Source organism: Dactylosporangium sp. NPDC050588 (assembly GCF_040654975.1).
Taxonomy (GTDB): Bacteria; Actinomycetota; Actinomycetes; order Mycobacteriales; family Micromonosporaceae; genus Dactylosporangium; species Dactylosporangium maewongense.
Genome location: NZ_JBFAJA010000021.1, coordinates 1 through 18,834, shown reverse-complemented (window position 1 = coordinate 18,834; position 18,834 = coordinate 1). Strand labels below are relative to the sequence as shown.

Annotated in this window: 12 protein-coding genes; all 12 read right to left on the bottom strand. The window is 72.8% G+C overall.

Features of this window, described 5'->3' with window-relative positions:
• Positions 1-224: 224 nt before the first annotated feature.
• Complete coding sequence (locus AB0I21_RS16470; protein WP_360561882.1) at positions 225-1,568, bottom strand: AAA family ATPase; 1,344 nt, start codon at positions 1,566-1,568, stop codon at positions 225-227.
• Between the two features lie 61 nt (positions 1,569-1,629).
• Positions 1,630-1,908, bottom strand: a complete 279-nt coding sequence (locus tag AB0I21_RS16465; protein ID WP_360561880.1) for a DUF4242 domain-containing protein — start codon at positions 1,906-1,908, stop codon at positions 1,630-1,632.
• Between the two features lie 91 nt (positions 1,909-1,999).
• Positions 2,000-3,310, bottom strand: a complete 1,311-nt coding sequence (locus AB0I21_RS16460; RefSeq protein WP_360561879.1) for a hypothetical protein — start codon at positions 3,308-3,310, stop codon at positions 2,000-2,002.
• Between the two features lie 5 nt (positions 3,311-3,315).
• Positions 3,316-3,936 carry a neocarzinostatin apoprotein domain-containing protein gene (locus AB0I21_RS16455; protein ID WP_360561877.1) on the bottom strand — a complete coding sequence of 207 codons (621 nt, stop codon included), beginning with the start codon at positions 3,934-3,936 and terminating at the stop codon, positions 3,316-3,318.
• Positions 3,937-3,947: 11 nt separating this feature from the next.
• Entirely contained in the window at positions 3,948-6,692 is a 2,745-nt protein-coding gene (locus tag AB0I21_RS16450) for an ATP-binding cassette domain-containing protein (protein ID WP_360561876.1), read from the bottom strand.
• The gene (locus tag AB0I21_RS16445) at positions 6,689-7,420 is read right to left on the bottom strand and encodes an ABC transporter ATP-binding protein (protein ID WP_360561874.1); all 732 of its coding nucleotides are present in this window, start codon (positions 7,418-7,420) and stop codon (positions 6,689-6,691) included. Before AB0I21_RS16445 ends, AB0I21_RS16450 begins: the two co-directional genes overlap by 4 nt.
• Positions 7,407-8,774 (bottom strand): hypothetical protein, encoded by a 1,368-nt coding sequence (locus tag AB0I21_RS16440; RefSeq protein WP_360561872.1) that lies wholly within the window; start codon positions 8,772-8,774, stop codon positions 7,407-7,409. The genes AB0I21_RS16445 and AB0I21_RS16440 overlap by 14 nt, the downstream gene beginning before the upstream one ends.
• Positions 8,761-10,083 (bottom strand): hypothetical protein, encoded by a 1,323-nt coding sequence (locus AB0I21_RS16435; RefSeq protein WP_360561870.1) that lies wholly within the window; start codon positions 10,081-10,083, stop codon positions 8,761-8,763. Before AB0I21_RS16435 ends, AB0I21_RS16440 begins: the two co-directional genes overlap by 14 nt.
• On the bottom strand, positions 10,080-11,045 hold the full coding sequence (locus AB0I21_RS16430; protein WP_360562061.1) for a DUF916 domain-containing protein: 966 nt from the start codon (positions 11,043-11,045) through the stop codon (positions 10,080-10,082). The genes AB0I21_RS16435 and AB0I21_RS16430 overlap by 4 nt, the downstream gene beginning before the upstream one ends.
• Before the next feature lie 71 nt (positions 11,046-11,116).
• Positions 11,117-12,766 carry a hypothetical protein gene (locus tag AB0I21_RS16425; RefSeq protein WP_360561869.1) on the bottom strand — a complete coding sequence of 550 codons (1,650 nt, stop codon included), beginning with the start codon at positions 12,764-12,766 and terminating at the stop codon, positions 11,117-11,119.
• Between the two features lie 375 nt (positions 12,767-13,141).
• Positions 13,142-13,732 (bottom strand): hypothetical protein, encoded by a 591-nt coding sequence (locus AB0I21_RS16420; RefSeq protein WP_360561867.1) that lies wholly within the window; start codon positions 13,730-13,732, stop codon positions 13,142-13,144.
• Between the two features lie 68 nt (positions 13,733-13,800).
• On the bottom strand, positions 13,801-18,816 hold the full coding sequence (locus tag AB0I21_RS16415; protein WP_360561865.1) for a polymorphic toxin-type HINT domain-containing protein: 5,016 nt from the start codon (positions 18,814-18,816) through the stop codon (positions 13,801-13,803).
• Positions 18,817-18,834 lie beyond the last annotated feature (18 nt).

The window sequence follows — 18,834 nt, the reverse complement described above, 5'->3', positions numbered from 1 at the left end:
GCGAGCTCGTCGAGGCCGTGCGCCTTCGCGTCCTCGATGAGGGTGAGCAGCCGGTCGCGGGCGCCGGCGGCGCCGTGCGCGAGCGCGGCGGCCGCTTCGACGACGGCGGTGCGCAGGGCGAGGGCGGTGCCGCCGGCGGCCTCGGCGATGCGGCTCGCGTCGGCGCAGTGCCGGGCGGCGAGCTCCTGGTCGCTGCGCAGGTAGGCGAGGTACCCCTTGATGAACTAGGCGCCGCCGGCGTGCGACGGGGCGGCCGCCGCGGCCCGCTCGGCGTGGTATTCGGCCTGCTGGCGGCGTGCGCTGTAGTACTCGAACAGCGCGCACGACTCGTGCGCGGACGCCAGCCCGGCGCGGTCGCCGGCCGCGTGCCACAGCGGGAAGGTCGCGGTGACGCTGCCGATGGCCTCCTCCAGGCTGCTCGTCATGTACTGCTCGTAGCCGAGCCGGGTCAGGACGCGGGCCCGCTCGCCGGGCGGGGCGCCGTGCAGGCTGGCCGCCGCGATCTCCAGGAACGCGACCGCGTCGGTGTGGTCGCCGGCGCGGGCGGCCTCCTCGGCGGCGTCCTGCGCGTAGCGGGCGGCGCGGGCCGGGTCGGCCGCGGAGACCGCGTGGTGGGTCAGCACGGCCGGGTCGCGTGGCTCCAGCCGCTCCAGGGCCGCCAGCAGCCGCGCGTGCAGGCGCGCCGCGCCGCCGGCCGGGATGGTGCTCTCCACCGCGAGCCGGGCGAGCTCGTGCCGGAACACCAGGCCCTGCCGGTCACGCAGCAGCAGTCCCGTGTCGTGCAGGCGGCGCAGCGTCGGCAGGTCCACGCCGAGCGTGGGCAGCACCCGGTCGGCGAGGCGGTCCGGGGCGGTCGCCGCGAGCTGGAGCACCTCGAGGTCCTCGGCGGCGATCCCGGCGGTCCGGGCGAGCACCGCGTCCCGCACCGTCGCCGGCAGCGGCCGTCCGGGCTCCTTCGCGACCTCCGCGACGAAGAACGGGTTGCCCCCGGTCAGCGGGTGCACCTGGGCGGCGTCGAGGGGCCCGCCGCGCAGCAGCATCGCGACGCCGTCGACGGTGAGCGGGTCCAGGCGCAGCGTGGTGACGCCGCCGAGCTTCGCGAAGTCGCCGAGCAGCGGACGCAGCTGGTGCTGCGCGCCGATCTCGTCGTCGCGGTAGGTGACGACGAGCGCGCACGGCAGCACCTCGAGCCGGCGGACGAGGAAGCGCAGCACCTCGACCGACGCGCCGTCGATCCAGTGCGCGTCCTCGACCACCAGCACGGTCGGCTCGGTGCGCAGCGCCTCGTAGGCGACCTCGCACGCGGCGGCCGGGTCGGTCAGGTCGGCGGGGCGCAGCCCCTCGATCAGGTCGCGGAACGGGCCGAGCGGCCGCGGGGTGACGAGCGGGTCGCAGCCGCCGCGCAGCACCCGCAGCCCGGCCGCCCGTGCGCAGGCGACCTCGACCAGCGCCGACTTGCCGGCACCGGCCTCGCCGACCAGGGCGACCCCCGCACCGGTGCCGCGGGCCGCGCCGGCGGTCGCGCCCGCCAGTGCGGCGAGCTCGCGATCCCGTTCGTACAGCTCCATGAGGTGACTGTAGGAGCGGCGCCGCCGGGCATCCAGACCCGGCGGCCGCCACCACGTCGGGTCAGGCCGCCGCGGCGGTCTGCGGGCCGAACTCGTTCGCCACGATCGTGACCAGGTCGGCCGGGAAGCCGCCGCGCCGGGCGTGCTCGCGGATCGTCTCGGCGTCGTCGGTCTCGTGCAGGCAGTAGATCTTGTCTCCGGCGACGTAGCTGGTGACCCACGTGTAGGGCACGCCGAGCGAGTCGACGGCCGCGTTGGAGGTCCTGGCGATCTCGGCCAGCTGCTCCTGGGTGAGGTTCGCGGCGCCCTCGATCTGGCGTTCGATGAGAAAGCGTTGCACTGTGTGCTCCTTGGCTGGTGCTCCGGCGGGGCGCCGGGGCGATGCGTCAAGCCTCGCCGCCGGCGGCCGCCCGGACATCGGGAGCACCTACCTATTCGAGGACGATCCTGCGCCGGGCCCGTCTGGGGAGGACGACGAGCGCACCCACCCCGGTGAGCAGCAGCGCCGTGCCCCACAGCAGGATCACCGGCAGGATCCCGCCGTCGCCGGTCTTCGGCAGCGCCTCCCCGGTGACCTCCGACGGGGTCGCCGGCGTCGACTTCACGGTGAACCGCGCGACGATCGTGGTGTCCGCCGGCGACGTCACCGGGTCGCTGCCCTTGTTGCACTCCGTGTCGACCTGCGGGTGGTCGAACAGGATGTCCGCGACCGTGAGGGTGACGACGCCGGGCGTGCTGGCGACGAACTGCCCCGTGAGGGTGGCGCCGGGCACGGTCGCCTGCGCCGCGATCGAGCCGTAGGCCGGGCCGGTGAGCTTCACCGTGCCGGACTGGGCGCCGCTGAGCTTCACGGTGGCGGTCGGTTTGAGGTCACCGGCGGCGATCGGCGCCGGGCCGTTCTTGCCGCCGTTGTCGAAGGTGTACGTGACGGTGACGTTGGCGCCGTGGCCCGGGTTCGCCGGTGACATGGTGAGCGTGTGGGTGGCGGTCCAGTCGCGGATCGTGCTGAGCGTCTTGCACTTCATCGTCACCGACGCGGGCCCGAACGTCTCCGCGGGGGTGGCCGCCTCCGTGCTCGACGCCGACGCGCTCGGGCTCACGGACGCCGAAGCGGACGCGGACGCGGAGGGTGAGGCGGACGCCGACGCCGAGGCCGACGGCGACGCCGAGCCGGACGGGCCGGGGGTGACGACGGCGGACGCGGTGACCGGCGTGTCGACCGGCGCCGCCTTGTGGTCGCGGTCGCCGCTCGCCGAGCAGTACGTGGTCGCGGTCGTGTTGGCGAACGCGACCTGCCGCACCACCAGCGTCACCGTGCCGGCGGCCGCCGCCGTGTACGTGCCGGTGGCGCTGATCGGGCCGAGCGGCACCCCGGCCGCCTTCGCCGCCGCCGGGTACGCGGCCTGGTCGAGGGTGACGGTCCCGGTCTGCGCGCCGCCGAGAGCGACGGTGACCCGCACAGGCACGTCGCCGGCGTTGAGCGGCACCGGGCCGTTGGTCACGCCGGCGACCGCGGCGAGGGTCACCGTCACGGTCTGACCGGCCGCCGGGCTCGCCGGGGACTGGCTGAGCGTGAACGTGTCCGCCCACGTGGTCGGCGACGTGCCGGTCCCGGCGTCGCTGAAGTACAGCCGGCACCCCAGTGACGCGTCCACCGGCGCCGCGGCGGCCGTCCCGGTGACGACGGCGAGGCCGGCGCACGCCACGGTGAGTGCCGCGGCGGCCATCGCGATGCGGCGCATGTCGCTCACACCCCTTCCGCGGTGTGCGCGCGGCGCCGGCGGGCCGGGAGCACGACGAGAAGCCCGATGCCGAGCGTGAGCAGCGCCGACCCGGCCAGGACGACGACGAACGGCTCGTCGCCGGGGCCGGTCTTCGGCAGCGCCGCCGCCTCGGTCGTGGCCGCCGCGGCGGCCTGGGTGGTCGGCTGGGCGGCGGCGGCGCCGAACGTCAGCTTCACCGAGGCCTTGTTGGCGGCGATCTCGCCCGCGTTGCCGCCGGACGGCAGGATCTGCGCGGCGATCACGCAGGTGCGCTTGGTGCAGTCGAACGTGCCGAACTTCTGCGCCAGCTTCAGCGTGACCGTGGGGATCTTGCCGGAGGCGTCGGCGTTGACGAACTGGGAGCCGCCCGCGAGGTTGCAGTCGGTGGGGCCCTTCACCTCCTCGATGCACTGCCCGACGGCGATCTGCTTGAGGTTGGCGGTGAAGCCGCTGCCGCCGACGGTCACCGACACCCCATCGGTCAGGCCGGTGGTCTTGCTGACGGTGAGCGTCGGCGCGGCCCACGCGGGCGCCGCGCCGAGCGGGACGACAGCGGCGAGCGCCGCGGTGACCAGCACCGCCAGGGATGCGATCCGTCGTTGCATCGAAGGTCTCCTCAGTGGGTTGCGCCGGACCGGTTGACGGCCGCGAGGTCGGTGCCGAGGTAGGAGCGCACGACGGCGGGGTGCGCGCGGACGTCGTCCGGGGTGCCGTCGGCGATGATCCGGCCGCCCTCCATCGCGACCATCCGGGTGGCGAGGCGGGACAGCAGGGGCAGGTCGTGCTCGATGACGAGCAGCGTGGTGCCGAGCTCGCGGTGCACGCGCAGCAGCAGGTCGCCGAGCGCGGCGCCGTCGGCCTGGGAGACGCCCGAGGACGGCTCGTCGAGCAGCAGCAGCGCCGGTTCGAGCGCGAGCAGGCAGGTGATCTCGACCATCCGGCGGGTGCCGGTCGACAGATTCCCGACCAGCGAACCGGCCACCGTGGACAGTCCCATGAGGTCGACCAGCTCGGCGGCCCGCGCGGCCTTGCGCCGCTCGGCGACCGGACCGCCGAGCGCGGAGGTGAGCAGGTGGCTCGGCGCGGTCCGCTCCCCCGCCGTCATCACGGTCTCCAGGACGGTCATCGTGCTGAAGAGCCGGGCGTCCTGGAACGACCGGACGAGACCGAGCTTCGCGCGGTGCTCGGGGGTGGCGCGGGTGACGTCGCCGCCCGCGAAGGTCACGCTGCCGGCGTCGGGCCGGACGAACCCGGCGAGGATCTCGAACAGCGTGGTCTTGCCGGCGCCGTTGGGCCCGATGATGCCGAGGACCTCCCCGTCGGCGACGTCCAGGTGTACGCCGTTGACCGCCGTCACCCCGCCGAACGCCTTCGTGACGCCCCGCACCACGAGCAGCCGCTCCCCGTCCACCGGCGGGCGCAACGGCACGGTGCGCGCCGGCAGCGCCGGGCCGGCGACCTGCTCCGGCTTCGCCGCGGGTTTCGCGGGCTCGGACCACCGTGCGGCGAGCCGGTCGCGGGCCCGTACCAGCAGACCTCCGAGACCCTGTGGCAGCAGCACGACGACGAGCAGCCACGCGAGGGTGAGCGCCGCCTGCCCGGGGATGCCGAGGTCCACGAAGGACGGGATACCGACGATGAACAGCGCCCCGAGCAGCGGCCCGCCCAGCAGGCCGATGCCGCCGACGACCGTGACGGCGACGACGTCCACGCTCGCGCTCGCCGGGAAGCTGTTGACGGTGAGCTGCGTCTGGCCGTGGCCGATGACGGCACCGCCGAGCCCGGCGAGCGCGCCGGCGACCGCGTAGGCCTGGAGCTTGCGCAGCGGCGCGGAGACGGTCAGCGCCCGCGCGGCCTCCTCGTTGTCGCGCAGCGCGGTGAGCAGCCGCCCGAACGCGCCGCGGCGCAGGTTCGCCGTCAGCCAGATCCCGAGGCCGAGCATGAGCAGCGCGAAGAGGTAGTAGTCCTTGGCGACCTCGAGGGTGTAGCCGGCCCAGCGCGGCTTCGGGGTGCTGACGCCGGAGCCGAGCAGCCAGTCGCGGCGCAGCAGGTAGGCGCTGGTGGCGAGGGCGAACGCGAGGGTGGTGACGGCGAGCGCGAGTCCCCGCAGGCGCAGCGCGGGCACCCCGACGGCGGCCGCGGCGAGGGCGGCCGCGGCGCAGCCGGCGACGACGCCGACGAAGAAGTTGCCGGTGTCGGCGCCGACCCGCACGGACACGGCGCCGCCGATGCCGGCGAACGCGAACTGGCCGAGGGACAGCTCGCCCGCGACGCCGGTGACGACGAGGACCGACAGCGCCACGAGCGTGAACCCGGCGACGGTCGTCAGCGCCGACGCGGTCTGGTTGTCCACGAGGTATGCGAGGGCCGCGGCGACCAGGAACCCGGCGGCGGCGACGAGCCGGCCGAGGTGCCGCACCGGCCACGGACCGGTCAGGACCGCGGCGCCGGAGCGGGCCCAGCCGCCGTCGTCGGTGTCGCGCCGGCCGAGCCTCGGCTGGCGCAGCAGCGCGATGAGGACGGTCGCGCCGAGCACCACCTGGACGATGCCGGTGCCGGCGGACCCGGACAGCAGGATCTGTTCGAGGACGCCGATGCCCAGCGACGCCGCGAACGCGACGGGGATCGACGACAGCCGGGCGATGACGGCGCCGGCGAGGCCCTTCAGCAGCAGGTCGGGGCCGAGCGTGTCGATGGACTGGGCGCCCTGGGTGGGTGTGACGAGGATGGCGGAGAACGCCGCGATCCCGCCGGCGATCGCCCACGCGACGGTGGCCATCCGCGGCGCGGCGACGCCGTCGAGGAGCGCCGCGGACGGCTGGTCGGCGGCGGCGCGGATGGCGAGGCCGTGCCGGGACCGCTTCAGGAACAGGGCGAGCCCCGCGAGCAGGATCGGGGTGAGGATCAGCATGGCGGTGAACGCCGGCCCGACCGGGGTCCGCCCGACGGTGAACGACGGCAGGCCCGGCGGCCGGGGGAAGGTGGCGCCGCTGACGCCCTGCCGGTTCACCAGCAGCGACACGACGAGGATGAACTGCGACAGCCCGAGGGTGGCGATCATGCCGATGACCCGGGACCGGTGCCGCAGCCGCCGGACCACGCCCGCCTCGACACCGGCGGCGACGCCCGCAGCGACCGCCATCGCGGCCGGGAACGCGACCCAGTACGGCATGCCTTCGCCGGCGACGAGCCGGCCGAGCACGGCGGCGCCGAAGACGCCGATGGAGCCGTGCGCGAAGTTGACGAACCGGCTGGACCGGTAGGTCAGCACCAGGCCGACGGCGAGCAGCGCGTAGGTGAGCCCGGTGAACAGCCCCAGCAGGATGCGGTCAGGCCCGAAGTCGTACCCCCAGAGACTCATGCGTGGCCGCCGAGCATGAGGGACTGCACCAGGTCGGGCCGGTCGGCGAGGTCGGCGGAGGTGTGTTCGGCGACGATCGTGCCCTTCTCCATGAAGTACGCGCGGTCCACGAGGGACAGCGCGACGTTGACGGACTGCTCCACCACGAGCAGCGCGGTGCCGAGCCGGTTCAGCCGGCGCACCATCTCCAGGAGGCCGCCGACGACGACCGGGGCGAGGCCGAGGGAGAACTCGTCGATGAGCAGCACCCGGGGCCGCTGGATGAGCGTCTTGGCGAGCACGAGCATCTGCCGCTCGCCACCGGACAACGTGGACGCCGGCTGGTCGCGCCGCTCGTACAGGCGCGGGAAGACGGCGAAGGCACCGTCGACGGCCTTGCGCAGGCGGCCGTCGCGGCGGCTGACCGTGTAGCCGTACATGCGGAGGTTCTCCTCCACCGTCAGCGACCCGAACGCCTGCTGACCGACCACCGTGGACAGTCCCAGCCGGACCCGGCGGGCGGCCGGCACGCCGGTGATGTCGCGCCCTTCCAGCAGCACCCGGCCGCCGGCGCCGGGGCGCTGCAGGCCGGCGAGGACCCGCACGAGCGTGGTCTTGCCGACGCCGTTCGGGCCGCAGACGCCGACCATCTCGCCGGCGGCGACGTGGACGTTCACGCCGTACAGCACCTGCACGGGCCCGTAGGAGGCGTCGACGGCGGCGCAGGACAGCGCGTCAGCGGGCCGCAAAGGGCACCTCCTCGCCCTGGTAGGCGAAGCAGCCGCAGCCGCCGTCGTAGGCGAGGGGGCGGTAGCCGTTCGCGGCCGAGAACCTGCCGGGGCCGAGCAGCCCGGCGAACCCGGTCGCGGGGCTGAACCCGGTGCCGAGCGCGCGGGCGGCCTTCGACCACGCGGCCGCGTTGAGGTCGGCGCCGAGGTCGCGGGCGCCGGCCTGCAGCAGCAGCGCCGCGTCGCAGTAGGGGAACGCGACGCGGGCGTTCTCGCGGGTCGCGAACTTCTGGCCGTCGGCCTCGTACACCTTCAGGCAGGCGCGTTCGGCGTCGGTGCCGGGGAACGGGTACGCGCTGTCGGGGACGTCCTGGCTGGGGTTGAAGCCGATGCCGACGGCGCCCTCGAGGCCCTCCTTCGGGATCGTCGCCGGGTTGTTCACCAGGAAGCTCGGGTTGTCGAAGCTGGACAGCGCGTAGCGGGCGGTGAAGCTCTGCGCGGCGGCGACCGTGAGGAAGAACGACGCCATCCGGGCGCCGCCGAGGAAGAACACGCGGTCGACCCCCTTGGCGCGGAAGTCGACGGCGGCCTGGTTGAGCCCGGCGTTCAGGGTGCCGAGGTCGGTGGTGTCGATCCACGCGACCGCCGGTGTGACGTTGAGCCGTTTCAGCTCCGGCACGGCGAGACGCTCGTACGCGCTGCGGTTGGTGGGCGTGTCGGCGGCGACGACGCCGGCCTTGGTCTTGCCGGCGAAGTACTGCTGCTGTTCGAGGCTGCCGAGGAACGCCCGCACGAACTCGTCGTAGTCCGGGTAGCTGGCCGACCACAGGTACGGTGCGAGCTTCGTGAACGTGGTCTGGTCGTTGGCGACGAGGGTGGCGTCGAGCACGAGCGTGCGGCGGGTCGCGTAGCAGGGGCGGGCGTTGCTCTGGAACTGGCCGGTGAGCACGACCGCGAACGCCTTGTCGTCCTGGGTGACCTGGTTGCACAGCCGCTCCTCGGCGGCCGGCGAGTCGTCGGCGGCCTCGTAGTTGCGGTAGACGGCGACCATCTTGCGCCCGGCGACGCCGCCGTTGGCGTTGACCCATGTCTCGAGGGCCTTGACCTGGCGGGCCGGGTCGCCGGCGTCCGCGGTCTTGAAGCCGGTGACGCTCGCGGTGGCCTTGAGGTCGACGCCGACGAACACGACCTTGACGCTGTCCGCGGTCACGCCCGGCCCGGCCCCGGTCACCGGCTGGTCGCCGGTGCCGCCACCGCCGTCCAGTGCCCCCGGCATCACCGAGGAGCAGCCGGCGAACGCCACCACGGCGGCGACCGCGGCGGCGCCAGCGCGCAGCGCGAGGGACCAGTCGTGCACCCGCTCACGCACCCACATCAGGGCTCCTCTTCCGCCGGCCGGGCCGGCCCTTCCGGGATGGACGCTGCAGTGCGGCCCGCCAGTCGTCGGCGTCCGCGTGGCCGGCGAGGTAGGCGTCCAGCTCGCCGAGGTCGACGACGGCCGCGCTCCCGCTCGCCTCCGGCACGTCGGATGCCGGGCGGCCGCCCGCGAGGACGGTGTCGAGCGCCGCCAGGTCGACGATCGCGGTGCCGCCGTCGCCGTCCGGCTCGCCGATCAGCTCGCGCAGGGTCGCGGCGCTGATCTGGGCCCGGGCCTTGCGGCGGAGCCGGTTCGCGCCGGGGGCGTCGTCGAACACGAGCACCGCGCCGAGCGCGGGCACCCGTACCAGCGGCGGCAACAGCAACGGGTCGGTGCTCTGCGGCACGAGGGCGTCGCGGTGCCGCCGGGCCTTCAGGCGGCGGTGGACGCCGAGGACGATGAGCGCGACGCCGAACACGTTGAGCGCCAGCAGCCCCCACGGGTACGCGTCGTAGCCGACCGACGCGGCGCCCAGCCCGGCGATGTCGGCGCGGACCTGGTACCGGCCGAACGCCGCGAACGGGATCGTCACCGGCACCCGGTATTCGCGGGTCTCGCCGGGGCGGATCTCGCCGGAGCGCGGCGCTTCCGCCGGGTCGCCGCCGCCCTTGCCGACGCGGACGTTGAGCGGCAGCTCCCGCAGGCTCTGCGCACCCGGGTTGCGGACCTCGTAGACGAGGGTGCGCTCCGCGCGGGCGCCGAACCACTCCGTCCACGACGGCCGGCCGGTGAGCCTGATCCGCACCACGTCGAGGCGGGCGATGGTGCTCGCCGCGGTCGGCGCCGGGCCGGTCGCGTGGCCGGGGATGTCGAGGGGCACGTCGACGTGCCCGCCGGCGCCGGTGCCGACGAGCGCGACGTGCACGACGCACGGGCACGGGCGGGGCGGGTCACCGACGCGGATGTCGACGCCGAACGTGCCGTCGGCCCGGGCCGGGGTCGCGACCGCCGCGCGCATGTCGCAGGCACCGGAGCCGGTCATGGCGAGCTCGCCGCAGGTGACGAGCTGCAGCAGCTGCCCGGCGGGCCAGCCGGCGCCGGTGATCCGCAGCGTCGCGCCCGGCTTCGCCGACGGTGCGGCGGCGCTCGCGGTCATGCCGTCGGCGCGCGCCGGCGCGGCCGGCAGCACCGCCAGCAGCAGTCCACAGAGGACGGCGACGGTCCGCGCCGCCGCCGGCGGCACCGTCCGCGGCGGTCCGCACAGGACGGCGGCGGCCCGAGGCACCGCCGGCCGAGGTCCACGGAGGACGGTGAGGGTCCGCCTCATCGCACCGTCACCGGTTCGGGCAGTCGCCTGCGGGGCTTGGCGGTCACCGCGGCGGCGCGGCGGCGACGGTGCCAGACGAGCAGCACCAGACCGGCGACGACGACGGCAAGGGTCGGCCACGACACGACCACCGTCGTGTCCTGCGACCGCGCGGAGACGCCGCCGTCGGCGGTCACGGTCACCGAGGTGGTGACGACGTCGAACGGCCACACGCCGCTGAACGTGCCGCCGAGCCGGGTCCTCGCACCGGGCAGCAGGTCGATCTGCGGCGCGCTGCCGTGCTGGGCGATGCGATGGCCGAACAGCCCGGTGACGCGCACCTCCAGCTTCGGCGGCAGGTGCAGGTTGCCGGTGTTGACCACGTCGTACGTGTAGGAACCGTCGACGGTGGACGGCAGCCACGGGGTCCCGTGCTTCGTCGTCACGTGGTCGACCCGCAGGCCGGGGACGGTCGGCCCGCTGACGCGCAGGTACACGCGGGCGGCCACGGCGCGGCGGACGGTGACGTCGACGCCGTTCTGCTTCGTGGTCGCGCCCGGCTGCTCCTCCATGGCGACGACCCCGCCGACGTGGTCGCCGGGGGTCGCGTTGGTGGGCACGGTGATGACGAACGGGACGTCCGCCTGCGACTTCGCCGGCACCGTCACGGTCGCGGCGCCGACCTGGGTCCAGGCGCCGATGTCGACGTGGGTGGCGTCCTGGGTACGCAGGCCGAACCCGCCGTCGCGGGGGGTGTTGTACGCGTCGGCGCCGTACAGGCGGAACGTGCGCGGCTGGTCGGCGAGGTTCGTCACCCGGACCGAGTCCTGCACGGAGGTGCCGGGCGGCGACTCGAGGAAGAAGTACAGGCGCGGCGCCGGGCCCGGCTGCGCGGGCGGTGTCGGGTTCACCGACCACTCACCGTTGTCCGCGGCGTGCGCGGGCGCGCCGACGAGGGCGACCGCGAGCACGACCGCGAGCACGCTTGTCAAGGAACGCAACGTCTGTCCTCCCGCTTGGAGGTGGGGGCCCGGCAGGACCCCCACCTCGGCTGCTAGCTCAGCGTGATCGTGAGCGTCGCGGTGTAGCTGCCGGCCAGCTGGTTGGCCGGGATCTGCAGGTCGAGCGCGGCGCCCGCGTCGAAGCCGCCACCCGTGCCGGCCGCGTCGGCCGGGGCCGAGCACAGGGTCGAGCCGTCGACCGCACCCGCGGAGCCCGCCGTCGCCGTCACCGCGTTGGTACTGCCGGCGGCGGCCACACACGTCGGGATCCAGGTGAGGTTCGCCTTCGCGATGCTGCCGCCCGGCGTACCGGTGAAGTCGGTGACCGCACCGACCAGGCTCCAGCCGAAGGTGCTGCCCCGGTAGTCCGTCACGGTGATCGGCGCGAGCGCGCCGGTGCCGTGCTGGACGGTGCCGTTGAGCGTGACGCCGCTCAACGTGACGTTGCCCGAGCCGGTGGTGCGGGACATCGCGAGGTTGCCCGCCGTGACCGTCTGGGACAGGTTGTAGGTGAGGTTGCAGGAGCCCGTGGTGGCCAGGCCGGCCTTCGCCACGCAGGAGTCGGCCGAGGCCGTCCAGGTGGCGACCGCGAACAGGGTGCCCGGCCCGGTGCCCGACGACGCGCCGATGTAGGCGGTGGTCGGGTCGTTCACCGTGAACGAGCCCGTGATCGCGCCGGTCGCGCTCGCCGTCGCCGTGACCGCCGCGTCGGCGGTGGGCGGCGGCGGGGGCGCCCCGGCCTTGTAGCCCCGGATGGAGACGGTGCTGCCCGGGTTCCAGTTGGTGCCGGTCACCGCGATCGCCGTGCCCGCGCCGCCACCACCGGGGGTGATGGAGATGGCCGGTGCGCCGAGGATCGTGATCGGCGTGGTGACGGTGTTGGTGCCGTCGGACACCGACAGCGTCCGCGCCCCGGTCGTGGCGCCGGCGGGGACGACGAGCGTCCCGGTGCCCGCACCCGTGGCGTCGGTGGTGCCGGCGCCGCTGCCTTCAGCGGTGCCACCGCCGCCCGCGTTCTTCAGCGACGCGCTCAGGGTCGCGCTTGGAGCCAGCCCGGTCACGGAGAAGTTGATGGTGTTTCCCGCCCGCGCAGCGCTCGTGACGCTCTGCCCGGTGACCGAGGTGATGCTGGTGCCGCCGCCGAACACGCTGTAGTTCTCGACGATCGTGCTCGCCGCCGGGGCGGCCTTGTGGTCCCGGTCGCCCGGGCCGGAGCAGTACGTCTTGGCGGTCGCGTTGTTGAACACGGCCTGCGTGACGGTGAGCGACGCGGCCCCGGCCGTGCCGGCGACGTACGTGCCGGTCGCGGTGATGGAGCCGAGCGGCGCGCCCGCGGCCGCCGGGGCGGTCGGGTAGGTGGCCATGTTGAGCGTGACGGTCCCCGACTGGGAGCCGCCGAGCGCCAACTTGATGACGACCGGCACGTCACCCGCGTTCAGCGGGACCGGACCGTTGTTCGGCCCGGCGACCGCCGTGAAGGTGACGGTGACGGTCTGCCCGGGCGACGGCGTGGCCGGCGTCTGGGTGAGCCCGAACGTGTCGTTCCACGTCGTCGGCGAGCTGCCCGTGCCGGCGTCGCTGAAGTACAGCCGACAGCCGAGCGAGTTCGCCGCGGGCCCGTACGCCTCGGCGGCGGTGCCGCCGACGGCGATGGCGGCGACGAGGCCCAGGGCCCCGGCCGCCAACCTGGAGGGATTCTTCATCGAATCGCCGCTTCCTCTCTGGTGTTTGCTCCGGCTGGCCGCTCCACCGCACCGGCAGCCGTTTCGCAGAGTGGAACGATGTTTCTTCGGTGGTAACGTAAATAAACGCAGCCCGAACCCCCGTTGTCAACCGTCCGGACAGCCGCTGTTCGCGTCCCACCATCCGGGAACCCGGCCTGGAGACCGGCGTTTCTGGGACGGCAACACACGCGAAAACGGCGGGTGACCCAGCCGAAGCCGGACCACCCGCCGTCAGGCGGATTCGCGTGCGCTTATGAGGTTGTCAGAGCGTTCGCGTCGAACACCCATCCCGGCGGTCGCGGGTCCCGGCCGTTTCGGGATCGCCGCACGCGGCGACGACGGTGCTGTCCGGGGCTACCGGTCCGGGAGGCCGGCGAGGTGATCCAGCCAGCGCCGGACCACCCGCAGGTCGGCCGGGCTGGACCTCGGGTCGTCGAGGATCCAGCCCGTGGCCTGCCGGGACCGCTGCATCCGCTGTACGTCGGGCACGAGGACCCCGCCGATGGACCTCTGCCACAGGTCGCCGCGCACGGCCACGTCGCCGTCGCGCGACAGCATGACGAAGACCGGCCGGCCGCGGCCGAGGCCGAGGATGCCCGCCGAGCCCTCGCCGACGACATCCCAGTCGTCGGTCAGCGCCACCTCGGCCCACCAGCGCGTGCCGTAGGCGCTGTCCTCGCTCAGGTCGACGGCGACGAGGAACCGCCGGTCCTCGGGTGTGAAAAGGCCGTGGCCGCAGCACATCTCGTGCCAGGCGGCGTTGCCCCGCTCGACCAGGTCCGGCGCGTCGTCCGGGATCTCGAACCAGCGCCGGCCCGGAAACTCGGAGGCGTTCGTCGCCGCCGCGGCGACCGCGGGCGGGATGTAGGGGTGCCCGGGGTCGGCGACGGTGATGAACTCCAGGCCGGCACGACCGAACTCCGTGCTCAGGTCGCGCATCCCCATGCTCCGATCGTCGCCCTACGCGGACCGGCGTGGGGTGCGGTCCGCGCACCCCACGCCGGTCAACCACCTTACGGAACGGACGTCACCACAGGTGCCGTCGCCCACGGATACTGATAGACCTTCGAGTAGTCGTGCACGCCGTGCTGATCGAGGCCGACCCAGGCGAGCGCCCCGTCGGACCGGCGCCTGACCACCCGGAACTGGCTGCCGTCCCCGAGATCGTAGATCGGTTCACCGCCGAAACCACGCCCGAAGTGCCCCGCCGGCAGATTGTGCCCGCCGAAGTTGTCCCTGGTCTGGTTGGGGTTGCGGCGCTGCGGGTACGTCGGGTCGGTCATGATGCGCCGGACGATCTCATGGATGGCGGGCGGCACCTGGAAGTACGACCGGTTCTGCTTGAAGTGCCCCTTCCACTGGTCACTCCGGGCCTTGACGTTCTTCGGCGAGTAGGGGTCGTCGGCCGCGTAGTTGTCGTTGTCCTCGTCCTTGGGGCAGTTGTGCACGAGCACCGGGGACGCACCGGCGAGCACGTAGTACGTGTGCATCCGGGCGACGGTGAGGTCGTGCATGTACTTCGCGCCGGTCCACACCACGGACGCGCTGACCGTGGCCGTCGAGCCGTCGGGCGCGACCAGCAGATCGCCGGACGCCAGCTCCCCCGCGTGCTCCCACCGCTCGTGGGATTCGTTCCAGAACGGGTGGTTGGCGGTCGTCTGCAGGGTGGCCTCGCCGCCCTCGCCGTCCACCACGTCGAGGGTGGCGAACTCCGCGTCGAGGTTGCGGTGCAGCGCCTCGACGACCTGGGCGCGCGTCTCACCGGTCTCCGGATCGGTCGCGAGGACCTCGTCGCCGACCTGGATGTCCTTGATGGCCTTGACGGTGCCGTCGGCCATCAGAACCCTGGTCTCCGGATCGAAGCTGTGCTTGCAGCTGTCGCCGTCGCCGCCCGAGTTCTGGTCGCCGGACTTGCCGTCCCCGCCGGAGTTGTTCCCGTCGCCGCCGTCGCCGGTCTTGTCGCCGGACTTGGTGGTGTCACCGGAGTTGCCCGAGTCGCCGCTCGAGGACCCGTCGCCGTCCGAACTGTTGCCGTTGCCGTTACCGTCGCGGTTGTGTGACGGTCCGGTGTCGATGCCGGGGATCTTGACGTTGAACTTCTCGGCGAGCTTCTTGGCGAGGGCGGCGCCGCGGGCGCTCAACCCCGCGCCGCCGGACAAGGCGGTGAGGAGCATCTCGCCGGCGAGCTCGCCGATGGTCACACCGCAGTCGTAGGCGGTGGCGTCGCCGCCGACGCACGAGGCGATCTGGTCGCAGATGCCGCTGATCGCGCAGGCCCAGCCCATGACGAAGTTGCCGGTCTTCTTCTCCCACTTCTTCGCCTCGCCCTTGAGGCCGTTCCACGCTCCCTTCGGGTCCCGGAGCATCTTGAGGATGCCGAAGAACGCTTCCCAGAACTTGAGGCTGTTCCAGAGGCCGCTCAGGAAGCCCTTGAAGAAGTCGCCGACGCCCTTCAGTCCGCTCGGGTCGGAGAGCGTGGTCGGGTTGTTGCTCGCGTACGCGTAGCCGTGCATCTGCTGCGGATCGTTGAAGTCGACGAGCGGGTCGAGGGAGATGAACCTGCCCGTGTTCGGGTCGTACTCGCGGGCGCCGAGGTGGACCAGGCCGGTGGGGTCCGCCGTGCCGCCGACGAAGCCCTTCTTGTTCGGCCAGGCCACCGCCGCGCCACGAGCCTCGCCGTACGGGGTCTGGCGGCGGCGGGTCACGGTCTGGGCCGCGTCGCCGCTGATCGCGACATTGCCCGTGCCCTGCTGGTCGCCGCACAACCAGGCGATGCCGCTGCCGGTCCGCTGCGCCACGACCTGACCGTTGAACGAGTAGAAGCGGGTCGTCGTCAGCGTCGAGGCGCCGGTGAGCTTGATCTCCATGTTGCCGACATAGAGCGTGGCGCCGGTGCTGTCCTTGGCCAGCAGCCGGTTGCCGGCGCCGTCGTAGACGTATGACGTGGTGCCGGTCGTGTCGGTCACCGAGGTGAGGTGCCCCTCGGCGTCCCACTGCAGGTTCTGCTGCCCGTTCGGCCCCGGCCGCGACGTGGTGTTACCGGTCTTGTCGTACTCGTACGTCGAGGTCTTGAGGACCTGCCCGGTGGAGTTCTTGAGCGTGGAGCCCTTCAACAGGTGCGGCTGGGTGCCGGCGACGCCCTGGTTCGGGTATGTGTAGTCGGTGGTCTGCAGCCCGGTCGGGGTGAGGTGGTCGATCTCCTTCAGCCTGGAACCGGTGCGCCCCTTGGGGTCTGTGGCGGCACCGAAGTCCCACTCCTGCCAGTACGGTGCGGGGCCACCCATCGTCGTGGACGCGGGCGAGGTCGAGCAGTCACCGCTCTGCGGGGTCCACGCCTGCTTCAGCCGGCGGGCGTGGTCGTACTCGAAGCACTGCGTGTCCCGCTGCCCGTTGAGCGGGTTGTCATCGATCTTGATCAGGTTGCCGGCGGGGTCGTACTTGTACGCCGCGTCCGCGACGTACGCGGAGCCGACCGACTTGAGCACCGCCTGCCGCTTCACCTGGTGCGTGACGTCGTCGTACTCGGTCTTGCTCTGCACGAACGGCGCACCGGTCAGGGCCGTGGACCGGATCACCGAGCTCGACTCGCCGAACTCCGTGTACGTGGCGTCGGTGACGTAGTACGTCGCGTCGCCGTAGTTCGTGCTCAGCGCCTTCGGCAGACCGTACGTGCTGTCGTACTCGTACGTCAGCGTCTCCCCGGCGAGGTTGCCGACGGCCGGGAACGTGACGGTGTTCAGGTCGCCGTTGACCTTGTACGTGTTCCGCACGGCGAACGAGGTGCCGAGGACGCCCTCGCTCTGCGGAAGGGTGACCCTGGTCTGCGTCGGCCGGTACAGCGCGTCAGCGGTGACCAGCTCGGTCTTGTACTCGTCGGTGCCGACGAAACGGGACACCGACTTCGTCAGGCCCTTGGCCGGCAGGTCGTACACCGTCTGCACGCGCAGCGGCCCGGTCTCGCTGCCGTCACGGATCGAGGTGGGCCGGTCGAGGTCGTCGTAGGTGTACGCCAGAATCCGGTTCTCGGCGTCCTTCACCTGCACCAGCTGGTCCGAGGTGTTGTACGTGTACTCGGTGGCGCCCCGGTCCGGGTCCGTGGACTTCTTCGTGCGACCCAGCTCGTCGAACTCGTACGACCACACGTTGCCGGAGGCGTCGGTGATCTTCTCGACCTGCCCGGTCTTGTTGTAGCTGTAGGAGATCTCGTCATAGGTGCCGGTCGGGGTGCCGCCGTGGTACTGCCGCAGCTTGGTCGTCTGCCCGCGGTTGTCGGTGAACGTGGCACCGGCCGTCCCGCCGAGCGGCGGGGTGACCGTGGTGTAGTCGCCGTAGTACTTGGTGACCGTGCTCCACTTGTAGACGTTCTCCGAGTACAGCGCGGCCTCGATCGGCCGGCCCGCCGTGTCGAAGTCGATGCGGCTCTGCGCCGGGACGTCCAGGTCGGCGGGCTGGTGCAGGGTCGTGCCCGCCGTGCCGGTCGTGTCGTAGGCCGCGTTGCTCTTCCACACCCGGCCGAACGAGTCGTAGAAGTTGGTGTCGGCGATGATCCTGCCCCCACCGACCGCCTTCGCCTGCTTCTGGCGCGGCCGCAGCAGCCCGTCGTACAGCTCGAACAGCGACTGGTAGTTGCCGTTCGCGTCCTGGCTGAGCGTCTCGACCGCGTTCACCGAGGTCTTGCTGATCGTGTACCGGTATTCGACGCTGGGCGTGTTCAGGTTGCTGGCCTGCAACCGGTCGGCGTTCCACACCTTGGTGCGGCGGCCGAGCGCGTCGTACTGCGCCGAGGTGACCCTGCTGTTGACGTCGGACTCGCTGAGCACCTCGCCGTGCGCCGGGTCGATGACGACCGTCGTGGTCCACAGCTTCGGGTTCGTGGTGGTCATCCCGACGAGCGGGCCGCCCGTCGTCGGCGAGTAGTCGGTCTTCGACAGCCGGCCGGCGATGTCGGTCGACTCCGTGGTGCGGCCGTGCGGGTCGTGCTTGTACGTGCCGACGGTCTGGAACTGGACGTTGCCGCCGTTCCAGGCGCTCATCCGCTCGATCTTCGTGACCAGTCCCGTGGTCGGCGTCGCGCCGTAGGCCAGGTTGTCGTACGTGTACCGCAGATCCGAGATCACCTGGTCCGCGGCGGACGGCCCGCCGGCGGCGCAGTCACCGGCCCAGGTCCGGACCCGCTTCGCCGAGCGCAGCACCCACACGTTGGGGTCGGTGTTGGGCAGGTACTCGTGCACCGTGCACTTGTCGTCGTCCGGGTCTGCCGGGTCGCCGAGATCCTTGATCTTCAGCGGGACGCCCTGCTGGTCGTTCTCGGTGACCGTCTCGAACCGGCGCCACTGCCCGCCGCTGATCAGCGCGCGGGTCGCGGTCTTCTCGCTGCCCGCATAGCGGGACTCGGTGACGACGCCGTTGATCGTCCGGCTCGCGGCGGGGGTCGTCGACCGCCACGGGGTCGTCACCGTGCCGGCGTTGACCGCCCCGTCGAGATAGACGAGTTGCTCACGAACCATGCCCGCGAACTGCTCGTAGTCCGGGAACGGACCACCCTCCAGGCCGGTCACGTTCACCGTTCTGGTGCCGGAGGCGGTCTTGTCGCCGTGCATGCCGCGGAAGTACTGCGCCCGCAGCACCTGCTGCTTCGAGCCTTCCCCGAACTTCGTCTTGACGTACGGATACCCGCGCCACTGCCCCCACGTCTTGTACTTGGCCTGGACGAGGCCGTCCTCGCCGTCCCAGTGCCACAACGGCAGGTTCTCGGGGTTCTCGTACTCGTAGAACGTCTTGGTGGCGCTGCCACCGGCGGTGAGGTCGATCTGCTGCACCGAGTCGACGACGTACTTGTGGAAGTAGTCGGTGCGCGGCTGGGTGTACCCCTGCGGCACCCACTTCACCGGATAGCAGCGCAGGGTGTTGCTGTCCAACGCGTTCACGTTCGGCAGCCGGCCGGGGTTGGTGCAGTCCGGGTCGCTGTAGTCGACCGCGATCTCCGCACCCGCCTCGGTCCGGATCGACGTGATCCGCCACCAGTTCATCGCGGGCGCGAAGTCCGA